A 17,971-nucleotide genomic window follows, 5' to 3' on the forward strand; every position below is an offset into this window, starting at 1 on the left:
ACGTCCTCAGCGCCTGATCGAACGCACGATCGACTCATGCTCGCGCGTGGGACTCACGCGGCGACCACGTCCACAGCTTCCGCGGGCGCCTTGATCGTCACCCGTTCCGGTGGCACGCCGGTCACCGAGACGGAACCCAGCATCGGCCGGACCGACGTGGGCACGGGCTCACTGGGGGTGGCCGCAGCAGACTGGGCCAGCTCGGCGAGGGCGAGCTCGTCGCTCACTTCCCGCATGAGCTCGGACATCCGTACGTCCAGCGCGTCGCAGATGGCGGAGAGCAGCTCGGAGGATGCCTCCTTCTGCCCCCGCTCCACCTCGGAGAGATAGCCGAGTGAGACTCGGGCGGACGAGGAGACTTCGCGCAGAGTACGGCCCTGGCGCTGGCGCTGCCGACGCAGCACGTCACCCAGCAGGCGACGGAGCAGAATCATCGGTGGCTCCCTCCTCGGACCGCGTAGCCGCATCCTTCACGCCCCACCGTACCGCCTCGCGCTGCGGCCGTGCGGGGAGCGATGTCGTGTTCACTCAGGGCTGCAAACATCAAAACCCCCCGTTCTGTTCCGTATCCTGTGCCCGCTCATTCTCGGTCTGTTCGCTCGCAAGCTGCTGAAGGAGCAACGCGAGTACGCTCCGTACACTCTCCATACGAATTTCCGCCCGGTCGCCGTTCAACCGCAGCGAGGCCACTTTCCCGCCACCGAAGGAGCCGGGATGCGCCGCGAGGGGTCCCTGCACGGCCACGAAGACGGTGCCGACAGGGTGCCCGTCCTGCTCGTCCGGTCCGGCGACGCCGGTGGTCGCGACGCCCCAGTCGGCGCCCAGAACCGTCCGTACGCCAGCCGCCATCTGGGCGGCGACCTGCGCGTCCACCGCGCCCCGCCGTTCCAGCAGGGTCTGGTCGACGCCCAGCACGCGGTGCTTGAGTTCGGTGGCGTAGGCCGTCACCGAGCCCCGGAACGCCTTGGAGGCACCGGGGACCGCGGTGATCTCCGCCGCCACGAGGCCACCGGTGAGCGATTCAGCGACGGCGAGGGTCTCACCCCTCACCATCAGTAGTCGCACCACGTCGGCGGCCGGGGAACTCACGCTTCCGTCTCCTCCAACGCGGCCTCGCGCGCGGCGATTCCCTCTCTGCGCAGCACAATGGCCTGTCTTACGTAGTCCAGCCCGGTCAGCACCGTCAGGACGACCGCCGCACCCATCACCCAGAACCGCAGGGTGGCCAGCCACCCCGTCAGTGCCAGCACGTACATGCCGACGGCCACGCCCTGGGTGAGGGTCTTGAGCTTGCCGCCCCGGCTGGCGGGGATGACGCCGTACCGGATGACCAGGAAACGCATCAGGGTGATCCCGAGTTCCCGGCCGAGGATCACCACCGTCACCCACCACGGCAGATCGCCGAGCGCCGACAGACAGATCAGCGCCGCGCCCATGATCGCCTTGTCGGCGATGGGGTCGGCGATCTTCCCGAAGTCGGTGACCAGGTTGTACGTCCGCGCCAGGTGACCGTCGAACAGGTCGGTGATCATGGCGATGGCGAAGGCCGCCCAGGCGAGCGAGCGCCACGCCGGGTCGTAGCCGCCGTCGGCCAGCATCAACGCCACGAACGCCGGCACCAGCAGCAGCCGGAGCATGGTCAGCAGGTTGGCGATGTTCCAGACGCTGGCCTGGTTGACGGCCGCCGCCGCGATCTTCCCGCCCCGGACCGGCTTGGCGCCCCCGGTCTCACCGGGGGGCGGGCCGGCCGGCGCCGCCTTGGCGGAACCGCCCGCGGCGGATGCCGGGACTCCCGTCATCTGGCCCCCTCCTCACCGGGTACGGGCACGCCGTCGAGCGGCTCGGCCACCAGGTCGACCCCCTCGGTGCCGACCACCTTCGCCTCGACGATACGGCCGACCCTCAGCCCCGCGCCGCTCGTGAGCAGCACCTGGCCGTCCGTCTCCGGCGCCTGGTGGTCACCGCGGCCGTACACGCCCTCCTCCTCGTCGAGGGACTCCACCAGCACCCGCACGGTCTCGCCGACGCGTTCCTCGGCGCGCTGCGAGACCAGCTGCTCGGCCAGCTGCGAGACCCGCGCCAGCCGCTCGGCGACCACGTCCACGTCGAGCTTGTTCTCGTACGTCGCCGCTTCGGTGCCCTCCTCGTCGGAGTAGCCGAAGACGCCGATGGCGTCGAGGCGGGCGTGGTTGAGGAAACGCTCCAGCTCGGCCAGGTCCGCCTCGGACTCGCCGGGGAAGCCCACGATGAAGTTGGAGCGCACGCCCGCCTGGGGGGCCTTGCTCCGGATGGTGTCGAGCAGCTCCAGGAAGCGGTCGGTGTCGCCGAAGCGGCGCATCGAGCGCAGCACGTCGGGGGCCGAGTGCTGGAAGGAGAGGTCGAAGTAGGGCACGACCTTGGGGGTGGAGGTGAGCACGTCGATCAGTCCGGGCCGCATCTCGGCGGGCTGGAGGTAGCTCACCCGGACCCGCTCGATGCCGTCGACCTCGGCCAGCTCGGGCAGCAGGGACTCCAGCAGGCGGATGTCGCCGAGGTCCTTGCCGTAGGAGGTGTTGTTCTCGGAGACCAGCATGACCTCCTTCACACCCTGCTCGGCCAGCCAGCGCGTCTCGTTCAGCACGTCGCTCGGGCGGCGCGAGATGAAGGAGCCCCGGAAGGAGGGGATGGCGCAGAAGGAGCAGCGCCGGTCGCAGCCGGAGGCGAGCTTCACCGAGGCGACGGGGGCGCCGTCGAGGCGGCGGCGCAGGGGCGCGCGGGGCCCGGAGGCGGGCGCGAGGCCCTCGGGAAGGTCCACCGGGGCGTGGCCCGGCAGGGCGACCTCGGCGGCGGACTCCTGACGCAGGGCGGGGCTGACGGGCAGCAGCTTGCGCCGGTCGCGTGGGGTGTGGGAGGCGTGGATGCCGCCGCTCAGGATGGTCTGGAGGCGGTCGGAAATGTCCGCGTAGTCGTCGAAGCCGAGGACGCCGTCGGCCTCGGGCAGGGCCTCCGCGAGGTCCTTGCCGTACCGCTCGGCCATGCAGCCGACCGCCACCACCGCCTGGGTTCTTCCGTGGCCCTTGAGATCGTTGGCCTCCAGGAGGGCGTCCACGGAGTCCTTCTTGGCGGCGTCGACGAAGCCGCAGGTGTTGACGACGGCGACGTCCGCGTCGGAGGCGTCCTCCACGAGGTCCCAGCCGTCCGCCTCCAAGCGGCCTGCGAGCTCCTCCGAGTCCACCTCGTTACGGGCGCAGCCAAGAGTGACGAGTGCGACGGTACGGCGTTCAGGCATGGGCTCAAGACTACTTTGTCTCGCTGACACCCCACGTCGACGGGGTTGGCCGATCTTGGCCAACCCCGTACGGACCTGCACCGCTCTCAGCCGACCTGCGGGTCGCCCTTGGTGTAGGTGAGGCGCTCCACGGCGCCGGGGCGCCAGTCGTCGTCGATCTTCTTGCCGTTGACGTAGAGCTGGATCGCGCCCGCGTCACCGAGGACGAGGTTGATCTTCTCGCTGTCCTGGAAGGTCTTCGACTCACCCTGCTGGAGCAGCCCGTCGAAGAGGAGCCGGCCGTTGTGGTCCTTGGCGGAGATCCAGCTCTTGCCGTCGGGGGCGCTGACCTTGACCGTCACCTTGTCCTGGGGCGCTGCGGCGATGGCGCTGTCCGAGGGCTCGGGCTTGGGGTCCTCGGGCTTCTCGGTCTTGGGCTCGGACGTGGCGGACTTGCCGGCGGACGGCGTGGCGCCGTCGGCGACCTGCGCCGAGCCGCCCTCGTCGCCGCCCTTGAAGGCGGTGAACCCGACGAAGCCGACCACCGCGACGATCGCGGCGACCATGGCGGCGGTCCAGTTCGGACCGCGCCGCTCCGGGCGGATGCGTTCCGCCTCGAACAGCGGGGCCGCCGGGGTCGGCGCCGGACGGCCGCCGTGGTCCGCGTCGTACTGGGCGAGGAGTGGACCCGGGTCGATGCCGACAGCCCTGGCCAGGGTCCGGATGTGGCCGCGGGCGTAGACGTCGCCGCCGCAGGGGGCGAAGTCGTCGGCCTCGATGGCATGGACGATGGGCAGGCGGACCCGGGTGGCGTTGCTGACGTCGTCGACGGTCAGCCCGGCAGCAATGCGGGCCTGCTGGAGGGCACGGCCGACCGAGGTGCGGGATTCGTCGGAAACGTCTTCGAACGGACGCTCGTCTTCAGGGGAGTTGCCGATGGACACGGGGGCGCCTTTCGAGCGTGTAGCCACCTGTGCTGGAGGTTCAGTCTAGGGGGGGTGCGAAAGGGAGGGGCAACCGGACGGTGGGACTTTGTACGCCATCGGTATGGCCGGACACACCGATGGTGGGGCGGGAGCTTTTTGCTTCCCTCAACTTGACGTGCGTCGAAGGGAAACGGTTGCTCACTGATCCCTTACGGGTGAGTCACGATCGGACATCGGCGGCTCGCCCGCACCGGCCTCGTCTCAAGCCTCCCCGCGGATCTGCGCGAGCACGCCATCCAGCTCATCAGGCTTCACAAGAACATCACGAGCCTTTGAGCCTTCGCTCGGACCGACCACGTTCCGGGACTCCATCAGGTCCATGAGCCGGCCCGCCTTGGCGAACCCGACCCGCAGCTTGCGCTGGAGCATGGACGTCGAGCCGAACTGGGTGGAGACCACCAGCTCGGCCGCCTGGCACAGCAGGTCCAGGTCGTCGCCGATGTCCTCGTCGATCTCCTTCTTCTGCTTGGTGCCCACGGTGACGTCGTCCCGGAAGACGGGCGCCATCTGGTCCTTGCAGTGCTGGACGACCGCGGCGACCTCGTCCTCGGTGACGAACGCGCCCTGCATACGGGTGGGCTTGTTGGCCCCCATCGGCAGGAACAGTCCGTCGCCCTTGCCGATCAGCTTCTCGGCGCCGGGCTGGTCGAGGATGACGCGCGAGTCGGCGAGCGAGGAGGTGGCGAAGGCCAGCCGGGAGGGCACGTTCGCCTTGATCAGGCCGGTCACCACGTCGACGGAGGGTCGCTGCGTGGCGAGCACCAGGTGGATGCCGGCCGCGCGGGCGAGCTGGGTGATGCGCACGATGGCGTCCTCGACGTCCCGCGGCGCGACCATCATCAGGTCGGCGAGCTCGTCGACGATGACCAGCAGGTACGGGTACGGCTGGAGCTCGCGCTCGCTGCCCTCCGGCGACTTGACCTTGCCGTCCCTTATCGCCTGGTTGAAGTCGTCGATGTGCCGGTACCCGTAGGCCGCCAGGTCGTCGTACCTGAGGTCCATCTCCCGCACGACCCACTGGAGGGCCTCGGCGGCCCGCTTGGGGTTGGTGATGATCGGTGTGATCAGGTGCGGGATGCCCTCGTAGGCGGTCAGCTCCACCCGCTTGGGGTCGACGAGGACCATACGGACGTCCTCGGGGGTCGCCCGGACCATGATCGAGGTGATCAGGCAGTTGATGCAGGACGACTTGCCCGAACCGGTGGCGCCGGCGACCAGGACGTGCGGCATCTTCGCCAGGTTGGCCATCACATAGCCGCCCTCGACGTCCTTGCCGAGCGCCACCAGCATCGGGTGGTCGTCCTCCGCGGCGGCCGCGAGGCGCAGCACGTCACCGAGGTTGACCATCTCCCGGTCGGTGTTGGGGATCTCGATGCCGACCGCCGACTTGCCGGGGATCGGCGAGATGATCCGGACGTCCGGGCTGGCCACCGCGTAGGCGATGTTCTTGGTCAGCGCGGTGATCCGCTCGACCTTCACGGCCGGGCCCAGTTCGACCTCGTAGCGGGTGACGGTCGGGCCGCGGGTGAAGCCGGTGACGGCGGCGTCGACCTTGAACTCGGAGAAGACGTTGGTGAGGGAGGCGACGACGGCGTCGTTGGCCGCGCTGCGCGCCTTGCCGGGGCCGCCGCGGGCGAGGAGGTCCAGCGAGGGCAGTGAGTAGGTGATGTCGCCGGACAGCTGGAGCTGCTCGGCGCGCGGCGGCAGGTCGGCGGGGGCCTCCGGCGCCGGTTTGGTGAGGTCGGCGACCTCGCCCCGCAGCCGCTCCTGACGGGGCCGGGCGGCCGGAACGGGGGTCGGTGCCGGGGTGGTCTCCTCGCGGTCTCCGACGCTGACGCCCTGGGTGAGGTCGGCGACGATCGGCGAGGGCGGCATGCCGTGCAGCACCGCCCCGTCGAGCGCGGCGGCAGCCGCGGCCGCGACGTCCACGGCGTCCATGGGGCGGCCCATGTCGGGCTGGGAGACGGCCGACCGGCGGGGACGGCCCCGTCGCTGCGTAAGCGCCTCCTGCTCGGCGCCGTCCGGGTCGTACCCCTCGGGCGGGGTGCCGCGCCTGCGGCCGCGCGCGGGCAGCCCCTCACGCCACTGCTCGTCGTAGCGCTCGTCGTCGTCGGCGAACTCCGACACCCCGGGATCGTGCAGCACCCCGAGCCGGACCCCGAGCTGACGCAGCCGCTGGGGAATGGCGTTGACCGGGGTGGCGGTGACCACCAGCAGCCCGAAGACGGTGAGCAGGACCAGCATCGGTACGGCGAGCACCTCGCCCATCGCGTACGTCAGCGGGGTCGCCGCGCTCCAGCCGATGAGACCGCCGGCGTCCCTTATCGCCTGCATGCCGTCGCTGCGCGCGGGCGAGCCGCAGGCGATGTGCACCTGGCCGAGGACGCCGATGACGAGCGCCGACAGACCGATCACGATCCGGCCGTTGGCCTCGGGCTTCTCCGGGTGGCGGATGAACCGTACGGCGATCACCGCGAGCAGGATCGGCACCAGCAGGTCGAGCCGGCCGAAGGCGCCGGTCACCAGCATCTCGACCAGTTCGCCGACCGGACCGCGCAGGTTGGACCAGGTGCCGGCGGCCACGATCAGGCCGAGGCCGAGCAGCAGCAGCGCGACACCGTCCTTGCGGTGGGCCGGGTCGAGGTTCTTGGCGCCCTGCCCTATCCCCCGGAACACCGCGCCGACGGCGTGCGCGAGGCCCAGCCACAGGGCGCGCACCAGGCGGTAGACGCCCCCGGTGGGGCTGGGGGCCGGCTTGGGCGCGGGTCGGCCCGCCGCTGCCTTCTTGGCGGGCGCCTTCTTCGCGGGGGCTTTTTTCGCGGCGGCCTTCTTCACCGGACCCTTCGCGGGAGCGGCCGCCTTCTTCGCGGGCTGCTTCTTGGCTGCGGAGGGACGTGAGGCCATGGGTGTGAGATTACCGGTGGAGACGACGGCGGACACGTGTGCCCACTGCTTCACCCGTTCGTGTCGCCGTTGTGACGGCGCTGAACTGACGCACGTTCACCGGGAGGCCGCCTCCAACACGCGTCATCGGGGCATCAGTTCTGCGAGGGCACCGAGGAGGCGCTGCCGGTGCCGGGCTCCAGCGCGTCCAGCGCCCGCCGCAGTCCGGTGAGTTTGCGCTCCAGGTGGGCCGCCGTGGCCACCGCCGCCGCGTCCGCCGACTCGTCGTCGAGCTGCTTCGACAGCGCCTCGGCCTGCTCCTCGACCGCCGCGAGCCGCGCCGACAGCTCGGCGAGCAGCCCCGCCGGCTCCTTCGGCTCGGTCCCCGCCACCTTGCCGCCGCCCTCCAACTGGAGCCGCAGCAGCGCCGCCTGCTCCCTGAGCTGGCAGTTCTTCATGTACAGCTCGACGAACACCGAGACCTTCGCGCGCAGCACCCACGGGTCGAACGGCTTGGAGATGTAGTCGACCGCGCCCGCCGCGTACCCGCGGAAGGTGTGGTGCGGCCCGTGGTTGATCGCGGTGAGGAAGATGATCGGGATGTCCCGGGTCCGCTCGCGCCGTTTGATGTGCGCGGCGGTCTCGAAGCCGTCCATCCCCGGCATCTGCACATCCAGCAGAATGACCGCGAAGTCGTCCGTGAGCAGCGCTTTCAACGCTTCCTCCCCGGACGATGCCCGGACCAGGGTCTGATCGAGCGCAGAGAGGATCGCCTCCAGCGCCAGCAGATTCTCCGGCCGGTCATCGACCAGGAGGATCTTGGCCTTCTGCACCATGGCCCGCCCTCCTCGCCCCGGCATGGGGCCTCCCCTGTCCGCAGGACTCGGGGCAGCACCGACCGGCGCCGCCCCGGGGGACGACTCCCTTGCGCCGCCCGTCCTCGTGCCGGTCATGGTAGCCGCACCCCGCCCGTCGCCACACCCTGTCACCGCGATGTCACTGTGCACTTACCAGAAACGCGGCAGGAGACCAGAACGTTCCCCGTTTCCCGCCCCTCTACACGACTTCCGGCACAGCGGGTCGGGTACTCCGTGTGAACACCGTAGGACGCCGCACGCCCAGGTGACGGCATGCTCACGGGGCCCGTACGAAGCCCGACCGATCCCGTCACTCCTCCCGCATCCACTGCTCCATCACCGACAGCAGGTGGTCCGGGTCGACGGGCTTGGTGACGTAGTCGGAGGCGCCCGACTCGATCGCCTTCTCCCGGTCGCCCTTCATCGCCTTGGCGGTCAGCGCGATGATCGGCAGCCCGGCGAACTGCGGCATCCTGCGGATCGCCGTGGTCGTCGCGTAGCCGTCCATCTCCGGCATCATGATGTCCATCAGGACGACCGCCACGTCGTCGTGCTGCTCCAGCACCTCGATGCCCTCACGGCCGTTCTCGGCGTACAGCACCGACAGGCCGTGCTGCTCCAGGACGCTGGTGAGCGCGAAGACGTTGCGGATGTCGTCGTCGACGATCAGCACCTTCTCGCCGCCGAACCGGATGCCCCGGCGCACCTGCGGCGCGGGCTCCCGCTCCACCGACGGCCACTGCTCCTGCGGGGCAGGCCGGGGCTCCAGCTCGGGCCGGCGACGGCGCCGGAACAGCGCGGCGGCACCGTTCTGCGTCTCCCGGTACGACTTCACCTCGGCCGGCGTCTCGATCTCCGCCTCGGCCAGCTCGGACAACTCGGCCGCGGACGCCACCAGGTCACCGGCCTCCAGGGCGGGCATCGCCTGCTGGTACCCCTGCGGCGGCAGCTCGCTCGGGTGCAGCGGCAGGTACAGGGTGAAGGTCGAGCCGCGGCCCGGTTCGCTCTGCGCGTGGATCTCGCCGCCGAGGAGCTGCGCGATCTCCCGGGAGATCGACAGCCCCAGGCCCGTACCGCCGTACTTGCGGCTGGTCGTGCCGTCGGCCTGCTTGAACGCCTCGAAGATCACCCGCATCTTGCTGGCGGCGATCCCGATGCCGGTGTCGGTCACCGAGAACGCGATCAGCCCGGCGTCCGCGTCCCGCAGCGAACCGGTCTCCAGCAACTGCTCCCGGATCGCGACCGGAACGTCCGCCGCGGCCGGCCGGATGACCAGTTCGACCGACCCGGAGTCGGTGAACTTCACCGCGTTGGACAGCAGGTTGCGCAGCACCTGGAGGAGCCGCTGCTCGTCGGTGTGGAGCGTCGCGGGCAGCTCCGGGGAGACCCGGACCGACAGGTCCAGGCCCTTCTCCGCGGTCAGCGGCCGGAAGGTCGCCTCCACGTAGTCCACCAGCTGGACCAGGGCGATGCGTGTCGGGGAGACGTCCATCTTCCCGGCCTCGACCTTGGACAGGTCCAGGATGTCGTTGATCAGCTGGAGCAGGTCGGAACCCGCGCCGTGGATCGTCTCGGCGAACTCGACCTGCTTCGGGGAGAGATTCCCCTCGGCGTTGTCGGCGAGCAGCTTGGCCAGGATCAGCAGCGAGTTGAGCGGGGTGCGCAGCTCGTGCGACATGTTGGCGAGGAACTCGCTCTTGTAGCGCATCGACACCGCGAGTTGCTCGGCGCGCTCCTCCAGGACCTGCCGCGCCTCCTCGATCTCGGTGTTCTTCACCTCGATGTCACGGTTCTGCTGGGCCAGCAGCTCGGCCTTGTCCTCCAGTTCGGCGTTGGACGCCTGGAGCGCCTTCTGCCGGTTCTCCAACTCCGCCGACCGCTCCTGGAGTTGCTCGGTCAGCTCCTGCGACTGCTTCAGCAGCTGCTCGGTCTTGGTGTTGACGGAGATGGTGTTGACGCTGGTCGCGATCATCTCCGCGATCTGGTTCAGGAAGTCCTTCTGGATCTGCGTGAACGCGGTGAACGAGGCCAGCTCGATCACTCCGAGCACCTGGCCCTCGAACAGCACCGGCAGGACGATCACCTGCGCGGGCGGTGCCTCGCCGAGCCCGGAGGAGATCTTCAGATAGCCGCTGGGCGCGTTCTCCACCAGGATCGTGCGCTTCTCCTGCGCCGCCGTCCCGACCAGCGCCTCACCGGGCCGGAACGAGGTCGGCATGGACCCCATCGAGTAGCCGTACGAGCCCAGCATCCGCAGCTCGTACTGGTCCTCGGCGGTCTGGGTCGCGTCGGGCATGGCCAGGAAGAACGCGCCGTGCTGCGCCGAGACCACCGGGGTCAGCTCGCTCATGATCAGCGAGGCCACGTCCTGGAGGTCGCGGCGGCCCTGCATCAGCGCCGAGATCCGGGCCAGGTTGCCCTTGAGCCAGTCCTGCTCCTTGTTGGCGATCGTGGTGTCCCGCAGGTTGGCGATCATCTTGTTGATGTAGTCCTGGAGCTCCTGGATCTCGCCGGAGGCGTCGACGTCGATCTTCAGGTTCAGATCGCCGCGGGTCACCGCGGTCGCCACGCGCGCGATGGCGCGCACCTGCCGGGTCAGGTTCCCGGCCATCTCGTTCACCGACTCGGTGAGGTCGCGCCAGGTGCCGTCGACGTCCCGCACGCGTGCCTGGCCGCCGAGCTGCCCTTCGGTACCCACCTCGCGGGCGACCCGGGTGACCTCCTCCGCGAAGGACGACAGCTGGTCCACCATCGTGTTGATGGTCGTCTTCAGCTCCAGGATCTCGCCCCGGGCGTCGATGTCGATCTTCTTCGTCAGGTCGCCCTTGGCGATGGCGGTGGTGACCATGGCGATGTTCCGCACCTGACCGGTCAGGTTGGACGCCATGCCGTTCACCGAGTCGGTGAGGTCCTTCCACGTGCCCGCCACACCCGGCACGTGCGCCTGACCGCCCAGGATGCCGTCCGTGCCCACCTCGCGGGCCACCTTGGTGACCTGGTCGGCGAACGAACTCAGCGTCTTCACCATGGTGTTGAAGGTGTCGGCGAGCTGCTGCACCTCGCCGCGCGCCTCGATCGTCACCGTCCGGGTCAGGTCACCGTTGGCGACGGCCGCCGCGACCTGGGAGATGTTCCGCACCTGCATGGTCAGGTTCTTGGCCATCAGGTTGACGTTGTCGCTGAGGTCCTTCCAGATGCCGACCACACCGGGCACATGGGCCTGGCCGCCCAGGATGCCCTCGGTGCCCACCTCGCGGGCCACCCGGGTCACCTGCTCGGCGAAAGAGGACAGCTGGTCCACCATCGTGTTGACGGTGGTGACGAGTTCGAGGATCTCGCCCTTCGCGTCGACGGTGATCTTCTTCGACAGGTCGCCCTTGGCCACCGCGGTCGTGACCTCGGCGATGTTGCGCACCTGGATGGTCAGGTTGTTCGCCATGAAGTTCACGGACTGGGTGAGGTCCTTCCAGGTGCCGGAGACACCCTGCACCTCGGCCTGCCCGCCGAGCTGCCCCTCCGTACCCACCTCACGGGCGACCCGGGTGACCTCCTCCGCGAAGGACGACAGCTGGTCCACCATCGTGTTCAGGGTGTTCTTCAGCTCCAGGATCTCCCCGCGGGCGTCCACGGTGATCTTCTGGGACAGATCACCCCGGGCCACCGCGGTGGCGACCTGCGCGATGTTGCGGACCTGGGCGGTGAGGTTGCCGGCCATGCCGTTCACGGAGTCGGTCAGGTCGCGCCACACACCGGCCACGCCGGGCACCTGCGCCTGTCCGCCGAGGCGGCCCTCGGTGCCCACCTCGCGGGCCACCCGGGTCACCTGCTCGGCGAAGCCGGAGAGCTGGTCGACCATCGTGTTGATGGTGTTCTTCAGCTCCAGGATCTCGCCGCGCGCGTCCACGTCGATCTTCTGGGAGAGGTCGCCGCGCGCCACGGCCGTCGTCACCTGGGCGATCTGCCGCACCTGCGAGGTGAGGTTGCCACCCATGAAGTTGACGGAGTCGGTCAGCTCCTTCCAGGTGCCCGACACGCCCGGCACGACCGCCTGACCGCCCAGGCGGCCCTCGGTGCCCACGTCCCGGGCCATCCGGGTCACCTGGTCGGCGAAGGCCGAGAGCTGGTCCACCATCGTGTTCACGGTGTTCTTCAGCTGGAGCATCTCGCCGGAGACGTCCACGGTGACCTTCTGCGACAGGTCGCCGTTGGCCACCGCCGTCGTCACCTGGGCGATGTTGCGCACCTGCCCGGTGAGGTTCCGGAACGCGGTGTTGACGGAGTCCGTCAGGTCCTTCCACGTTCCCGCGGCCCCGGGCACCTGCGCCTGCCCGCCCAGCTCGCCCTCGACACCGACCTCCCGGGCCACGCGCGTGACCTCGGAGCCGAAGGACGACAGCTGGTCGACCATGCCGTTGACGGTGTTCTTCAGCTCCAGCATCTCGCCGGCCACGTCGACGGTGACCTTCTGCGAGAGGTCACCGCTGGCCACCGCGGTGGTCACGGCGGCGATGTCCCGCACCTGGATGGTCAGGTTCCGGAAGACCGTGTTGACGGAGTCGGTGAGGTCCTTCCAGGTGCCCGCGGCACCCGGCACATTGGCCTGGCCGCCCAGCTGGCCCTCGGCACCGACCTCGTTCGCCACACGCGTGACCTCGTCCGCGAAGATCCGCAGCGTCTCGGTCATCTGGTTGATGGTGTCCGCGAGCTGCGCGACCTCGCCGCGCGCCGACACGGTCACCTTCTGCGACAGATCACCGTTGGCGACGGCCGTGGTGACCTGTGAGATACCGCGCACCTGGGCCGTGAGGTTGCCGGCCATCAGGTTCACCGAATCGGTGAGGTCCTTCCACACCCCGGCCACACCCGGCACCTGCGCCTGCCCGCCCAGCTCACCCTCGGTGCCCACCTCGCGGGCCACCCGGGTCACCTCGGAGGAGAACGACGACAGCTGGTCCACCATCGTGTTGACGGTGTTCTTCAGCTCCAGCATCTCGCCGGCCACATGGACGGTGACCTTCCGCGACAGGTCACCCTTGGCCACGGCCGTGGTCACCAGCGCGATGTCCCGCACCTGCGCGGTCAGCCGGTACGCCATGGTGTTGACGGAGTCCGTCAGGTCCTTCCACGAACCCGACATGCCCCGCACCCGCGCCTGCCCGCCGAGCTTGCCCTCGGTACCGACCTCGCTGGCCACCCGGGTGACCTCGTCGGTGAACGTGGACAGCTGGTCGACCAGATTGTTGACGGTACGGCCGACCTTCAGGAACTCCCCGCGCAGCGGATGCCCGGCACCGTCCGGAGCCTGCGTCCGCAGCTCCATGCGCGGCGACAGATCACCCTCGGCGACCGCCGTCAGGACCCGTCCGACCTCCGAGACGGGCCGTACGAGATCGTCGACCAGCGCGTTGGAGTTGTCGATCGCGGCCGCCCAGGAGCCCTCGCAGGCGCCCGTCTCCAGCCGCTCCGTGAGCTTGCCCTCGCGGCCCACCGTACGCCGCACGCGGGACAGCTCACCGGTGAGATGCAGATTACGGTCGGCCACCTCGTTGAAGACCGCGGCGATCTCCGACATCACGTCGTCGCCGGACACCGTGAGCCGCTTGCGGAAGTTGCCCTCCCGCATCGACACCAGGGCCGCCAGCAGGCGGTTCAGCGCGGCCGTGTCCACCGCGGTGGTACCGCCACGCGGTTTGCGCTGGTTCATCTGGGCCTGTCCGCCTTTCGCGCGCGCCTTCGTGCCCCGCGTCGCTGCGCCAGACTCCACGTGTCCCTCCCGCGGGGGTCGACCGTCACTGCCGTACTCCCGGCACACCTGTTCGATACGCCGGTTGCTGCTGCGTCATCCTGCCCGATGCATCAGTCCGCACCACGGGCTGCTGCCCGCGGGGCACCGGGCCCACTCAGGCTGCCCGGACCATCACAAGAAGCCTGCCCAGTGTTTCACCCCGGCCGAACCCGGCCATAACAGTTCGGCAGCTTCGCACACCGTCCGCACACCCTCCGGGCGGAAACACTGCAGACCGGCATCCGCGTGGACGGCGAAGGTAAGTAACCTTGGCAGCGGCTGTCCAGCCGCACCGGTCCGTCCGGCTAGGGCGGTGGCACGGAAACGAGCGGGCATCGGAGGGGCGGCCGCACAACATGACCACCGGACTGATCCCGGGGGAGCAGCCCTCGGAACCCCGGCCGAAGGGCGGCCTGCCGCATCAGCGGCAGGAGCCGGTCGGCCACGGAGCCCTGCACGTCGACAACCGGTCGAGGAGTTCAGTGATCACCGCGCGCGCGGCCGCCAGCTTCGAGCCCGTCGGACGATCGGTCGCGAGCGCCCGCTCCTTCGTCCGGGACACCCTCCAGGGCTGGGGGTTCGCCGACATCGTCGACGACGCCGTCGTCCTCACCAGCGAACTGGTCACCAATGCCGTGGTGCACGCGGGCACTTCCGCCGACGTGCTGTGCCTGCGCTCCGAGGACGGCGTGCGCATCGAGGTCGCGGACCGCTACCCGGAGCGCGAGGTGCCGCTCCAGGGCGCCGCCGTCAACATGGGCAGCCTCGACCGCGAGGGCGGCCGCGGCCTCCAGCTGTGCGCGGCCCTGGCCGGCCGCTGGGGCGTGGAGTACGCCCCCACCCACAAGCAGGTCTGGTTCCAACTGGACCTCCCCCAACGCCCGGTGGGCACCAGGGCGGCCGGCCCCTCCCTCCCCGCCGACCTCCTCCCCCTCGCCGACGGCCGGGTCCGCGTCGCCGTCATCCAGATCGACCGCACCGGCTCCGTCTCCGCCTGGAACGAGGACGCCGAGGAACTCTTCGGCTACGCAGCGGAGCAGGTCACCGGCAAACCCCTCACCGACTTCGCCGCCTGGCCGCACACCCCCGGCACCAGCACCGGTATCGCGGAAGCCCTCCAACTGTCCCGCTGGGAGGGCAGCTACGGCATCCGCGGCGCCAGCGGCCGGATCACCCCGGTCTACGCCTCCCACCTCCGGGTCCGCGACACCGACGGCGACCCCTCCACGGTCTGCCTCCTGGTCCGGGACAACGAACGCGCGGTCCTTCAGACGCCGTTGCGCATGCCGGCCTCCGACAGCGGGTCCGGCGAGGGACAGAGCGCCGACCCCTTCGAGGTGTTCATCGGCTCGCCCGCCCCGGACGACCTCGACGGTCTCCTCCAGCGCACCGTGGAGCGCGCCCGCGACATGCTCGACGGCGACTCCGCCTTCCTGCTCCTGGCGACCGACGACGAGACCGAGTTGGAGGTCCGCGCCTCCACCGGCCTGCCCAGCGCCCGCCAGCGCTTCGCGCGCGTGCCCGTCGAGGCGGGCCCCGGCCGCTACGGCTCCGCGCGCATGCCGGCCGTCCACGACGACCTGTCCGCCGTCCCGGGTGCCGTCCCCCTGCTCGGCGGCACCGGGATGCGCTCGGTGGTGACCGTCCCGCTGAAGGTCGAGGGCCGCCTCACCGGCTCCCTCGGCGTCGCGGCCGAGGCCCCCGGCAGATACTCCAACGAAGAGGCCCTGCGCCTTCAGTTCGCCGCCGACCGCATCGCCCTGGCCGTCGAGTCCGCCCGCCTGGGCGAGTTGGAACGCCTGCGCCGCGGCTCCCTGAGCTTCCTGGTCGAGGCCTCCGACCTCCTCGCCGGCACCCTGGACCGCGACCAGACCCTCGCCCTGATGGCCCAGATGACGGTCCCGACGCTGGCCACCTGGTGCGCCGTCTACACGATCGCCGACCAGGCTTCCGAGCCCTACCTGTCGTACGTCCTGCACGAGGACGAGGAACTCATCGACGGCATCAAGTCGTTGCTCTCCAAGATCGCCCCGCCCGACCCGGTGCCCACCCCGGGCGCCCGCATCTGGCCCGCGCCCGCCGAGGCGGCCCACCAGGCGGCCCTGCGCTCCTCCATGCGCAGCCTCGGCCTGGGCGAGACACTCCCCCGGACCGGTTCGGGCATCGGCCCGACCCTCGCCACCGCCTCGGCCGTGGGCGGCGAGACCGTCGTCCTGCCCCTGGTGGCCCGCAACCGTGTCATCGGCATGCTGACCCTCGGCAAGCCGACGGACGAACACTTCCGCCAGGAGATCCTGGAGTTGGCGGAGGACCTCTCCCGCCGGGCCGCCCTCGCCCTGGACAACGCCCGCCTGTACTCGGAGCGCACGGCCATCAGCCAGTCGCTCCAGCGCAGCCTCCTGCCGCCGGAACTCCCCGAGATCGACGGCGTCGAGGTCGAGGTCATCTACCGCGCGGCCGGCGAGGGCAACGAGGTCGGCGGTGACTTCTACGACCTCTTCCCGATCAGCGACGGCGCGTACGGCTTCGCCATCGGCGACGTCTGCGGCACCGGCCCGAACGCGGCCGCGGTGACCGGCCTCGCCCGCCACGCCCTGCGGCTCCTCGCCCGCGAGGGCCTCAGCGGCCCGGCGGTCCTGGAGCGCCTCAACTCCGCGATCCTCGACGAGGGCGCCCGCAGCCGCTTCCTGACCCTCCTGTACGGCGAGATGCGCCCCCAGGAGGACGGCAGCGCCGAACTCAAGGTGGTCTGCGCCGGCCACCCGCTCCCGCTCCGCCTGCGCCAGGACGGCACGGTCGAACCGGCCGCCGAACCCCAGCCGCTGCTCGGCGTGATGGAGGACCTGGAGCTCTACGAGCAGACGGTCACCCTCGATCCCGGAGACGTCCTGCTCTGCGTCACGGACGGCGTCACCGAGCGCCGCGAAGGCACCCGCATGCTCGGCGACGACGGCCTCAGCGACGTCCTGACGACCTGTACGGGGCTGACGGCCGGCGCGGTCGCCGCGCGCATCATGCGCGCCGTCGAGCGCTTCGCCTCGGACGCCCCGTCCGACGACATGGCGATCCTGGCGATGCGCGTGCCCGGCCTCCACACGGACTGAGACCTCAAGGTCCCCGGGCCACCGGGGACATGAGAAAGGCCCCCGCCCACGAGGGCGGAGGCCTCTTCTTCTTGAGCCCCCAAACGGAATCGAACCGTTGACCTTCTCCTTACCATGGAGACGCTCTACCGACTGAGCTATAGGGGCCTGTTCCCTTCGCGGTCTCCCGCGCGGCAACAAGAGAGATCATACCCTGAATTCGCGCGTGCTTCGAACCAGGTCCTCAGCCGCGGCGATCACTACACCGCGGCCTGCAACAGACCACCCAGCGCGTTGCACGCGGAGACGATGCGGTGCATGTCCCGGCGCGTCAGCACGGCGTCGACGGGCAGTGTGAGCGTCTCGTCGGCGGCCCGCTCGGTCTCCGGCAGGGACACGCAGCGACGGAACTCGGGCAACCGGTGCACGGGCGTCTTCACCGGCACCGAGCAGTCAACACCGCGGGCCCGTACGGCGCGAGCGAAGGCGTCCCGGTCGGGCCGACCGTTGCCGGGTACGCGCACGACGTACTGCTGGTAGGTGTGCCCGTCGCCCCCGTCGGGCGTGCGGACACCCTTCAGCTTCGCGTCCAGGTAGGCGGCCCGCTGCCGCCGCTGGGCGATCTCGTCGTACGGCGCCTCGGACTCCCCCTGCTCCAGCACGAGGAGCCCGTGCCGCTGTCCCAGTGCGTGCAGCCGCGCGATGTCGGCGGACCTGCCGAAGCGGTGCACGACGACGACAGCGGCGGTCCTGGCGGTGACGACCGCTTCGACAGCCTGCGCGTCCAAGCAGTACGTCACGGGATCTATGTCGGCGAACACCGGAAGCGCACCGGCCAGGATCACGGCCTCGGCGACATCTGCGTTCCCGAAGGCCGGCACGACGACCTCGTCACCGACTCCGACGCCGGCGGCCCTGAGCATTGCAGCAGTACCCATGAAACGGATGGTGGTTCCGCAACGTGAACTTCAAGTGACGGACAGCAAAAAAGGGTTGGACCCAGAACCGAAGTCCTGGGTCCAACCCTTTATCAAAATTTGTTCGGCGGCGTCCTACTCTCCCACAGGGTCCCCCCTGCAGTACCATCGGCGCTGTGAGGCTTAGCTTCCGGGTTCGGAATGTAACCGGGC

At 70.1% G+C, this 17,971-nt stretch carries 10 protein-coding genes, 1 tRNA gene and 1 rRNA gene; 1 reads left to right on the plus strand and 11 read right to left on the minus strand.

Annotated features, from left to right (window positions below; translation table 11 throughout):
* Nucleotides 1-53: 53 nt before the first annotated feature.
* The 8 genes from AB0E07_RS20445 to AB0E07_RS20480 form a co-directional block, all read right to left on the minus strand.
* Nucleotides 54-434 carry a helix-turn-helix transcriptional regulator gene (locus AB0E07_RS20445; RefSeq protein ID WP_015657463.1) on the minus strand — a complete coding sequence of 127 codons (381 nt, stop codon included), beginning with the start codon at nucleotides 432-434 and terminating at the stop codon, nucleotides 54-56.
* Between the two features lie 109 nt (nucleotides 435-543).
* Nucleotides 544-1,089, minus strand: a complete 546-nt coding sequence (locus tag AB0E07_RS20450; protein WP_362253704.1) for a CinA family protein — start codon at nucleotides 1,087-1,089, stop codon at nucleotides 544-546.
* The gene (pgsA, locus tag AB0E07_RS20455; protein ID WP_362253707.1) at nucleotides 1,086-1,799 is read right to left on the minus strand and encodes a CDP-diacylglycerol--glycerol-3-phosphate 3-phosphatidyltransferase; all 714 of its coding nucleotides are present in this window, start codon (nucleotides 1,797-1,799) and stop codon (nucleotides 1,086-1,088) included. The genes AB0E07_RS20450 and pgsA overlap by 4 nt, the downstream gene beginning before the upstream one ends.
* Nucleotides 1,796-3,268, minus strand: a complete 1,473-nt coding sequence (gene rimO / locus AB0E07_RS20460; protein ID WP_362253710.1) for a 30S ribosomal protein S12 methylthiotransferase RimO — start codon at nucleotides 3,266-3,268, stop codon at nucleotides 1,796-1,798. Before rimO ends, pgsA begins: the two co-directional genes overlap by 4 nt.
* Nucleotides 3,269-3,354: 86 nt before the next feature.
* Complete coding sequence (locus AB0E07_RS20465) at nucleotides 3,355-4,191, minus strand: RodZ domain-containing protein (RefSeq protein ID WP_362253713.1); 837 nt, start codon at nucleotides 4,189-4,191, stop codon at nucleotides 3,355-3,357.
* A 243-nt stretch (nucleotides 4,192-4,434) separates the two neighbouring features.
* Nucleotides 4,435-7,137, minus strand: a complete 2,703-nt coding sequence (locus AB0E07_RS20470; RefSeq protein ID WP_362253717.1) for a DNA translocase FtsK — start codon at nucleotides 7,135-7,137, stop codon at nucleotides 4,435-4,437.
* Nucleotides 7,138-7,271: 134 nt separating this feature from the next.
* Entirely contained in the window at nucleotides 7,272-7,952 is a 681-nt protein-coding gene (locus AB0E07_RS20475) for a response regulator (protein WP_362253720.1), read from the minus strand.
* Nucleotides 7,953-8,283: 331 nt separating this feature from the next.
* Nucleotides 8,284-13,677: a HAMP domain-containing protein gene (locus AB0E07_RS20480; RefSeq protein WP_362253723.1), complete on the minus strand. Its 5,394-nt coding sequence runs from the start codon at nucleotides 13,675-13,677 to the stop codon at nucleotides 8,284-8,286.
* Nucleotides 13,678-14,114: 437 nt separating this feature from the next.
* Here AB0E07_RS20480 and AB0E07_RS20485 point away from each other — a divergent pair, with 437 nt between their 5' ends.
* Nucleotides 14,115-16,862, plus strand: coding sequence for a SpoIIE family protein phosphatase (locus AB0E07_RS20485; RefSeq protein WP_362253726.1), 2,748 nt, complete (start codon nucleotides 14,115-14,117; stop codon nucleotides 16,860-16,862).
* Nucleotides 16,863-16,936: 74 nt separating this feature from the next.
* Here the strand turns inward: AB0E07_RS20485 and AB0E07_RS20490 are convergent.
* From AB0E07_RS20490 to rrf, 3 genes are all read right to left on the minus strand, one after another.
* Nucleotides 16,937-17,009, minus strand: a tRNA-Thr gene (locus tag AB0E07_RS20490).
* Between the two features lie 92 nt (nucleotides 17,010-17,101).
* On the minus strand, nucleotides 17,102-17,764 hold the full coding sequence (locus AB0E07_RS20495) for a DegT/DnrJ/EryC1/StrS family aminotransferase (protein WP_362253740.1): 663 nt from the start codon (nucleotides 17,762-17,764) through the stop codon (nucleotides 17,102-17,104).
* Nucleotides 17,765-17,880: 116 nt separating this feature from the next.
* Nucleotides 17,881-17,971 (minus strand): 5S ribosomal RNA (gene rrf, locus AB0E07_RS20500); the annotation flags it as partial.

The sequence above is a fragment of the Streptomyces sp. NPDC048002 genome (assembly GCF_040653275.1).
Lineage (GTDB): Bacteria > Actinomycetota > Actinomycetes > Streptomycetales > Streptomycetaceae > Streptomyces.

Bases quoted from the DNA above. Each gene is read 5' to 3' on its own strand.
- AB0E07_RS20475 (WP_362253720.1), bottom strand. From the start codon at position 7,952: ATGGTGCAGAAGGCCAAGATCCTCCTGGTCGATGACCGGCCGGAGAAT.
- rimO (WP_362253710.1), bottom strand. From the start codon at position 3,268: ATGCCTGAACGCCGTACCGTCGCACTCGTCACTCTTGGCTGCGCCCGT.
- AB0E07_RS20495 (WP_362253740.1), bottom strand. From the start codon at position 17,764: ATGCTCAGGGCCGCCGGCGTCGGAGTCGGTGACGAGGTCGTCGTGCCG.
- AB0E07_RS20485 (WP_362253726.1), top strand. From the start codon at position 14,115: ATGACCACCGGACTGATCCCGGGGGAGCAGCCCTCGGAACCCCGGCCG.
- pgsA (WP_362253707.1), bottom strand. From the start codon at position 1,799: ATGACGGGAGTCCCGGCATCCGCCGCGGGCGGTTCCGCCAAGGCGGCG.
- AB0E07_RS20470 (WP_362253717.1), bottom strand. From the start codon at position 7,137: ATGGCCTCACGTCCCTCCGCAGCCAAGAAGCAGCCCGCGAAGAAGGCG.
- AB0E07_RS20445 (WP_015657463.1), bottom strand. From the start codon at position 434: ATGATTCTGCTCCGTCGCCTGCTGGGTGACGTGCTGCGTCGGCAGCGC.
- AB0E07_RS20480 (WP_362253723.1), bottom strand. From the start codon at position 13,677: ATGAACCAGCGCAAACCGCGTGGCGGTACCACCGCGGTGGACACGGCC.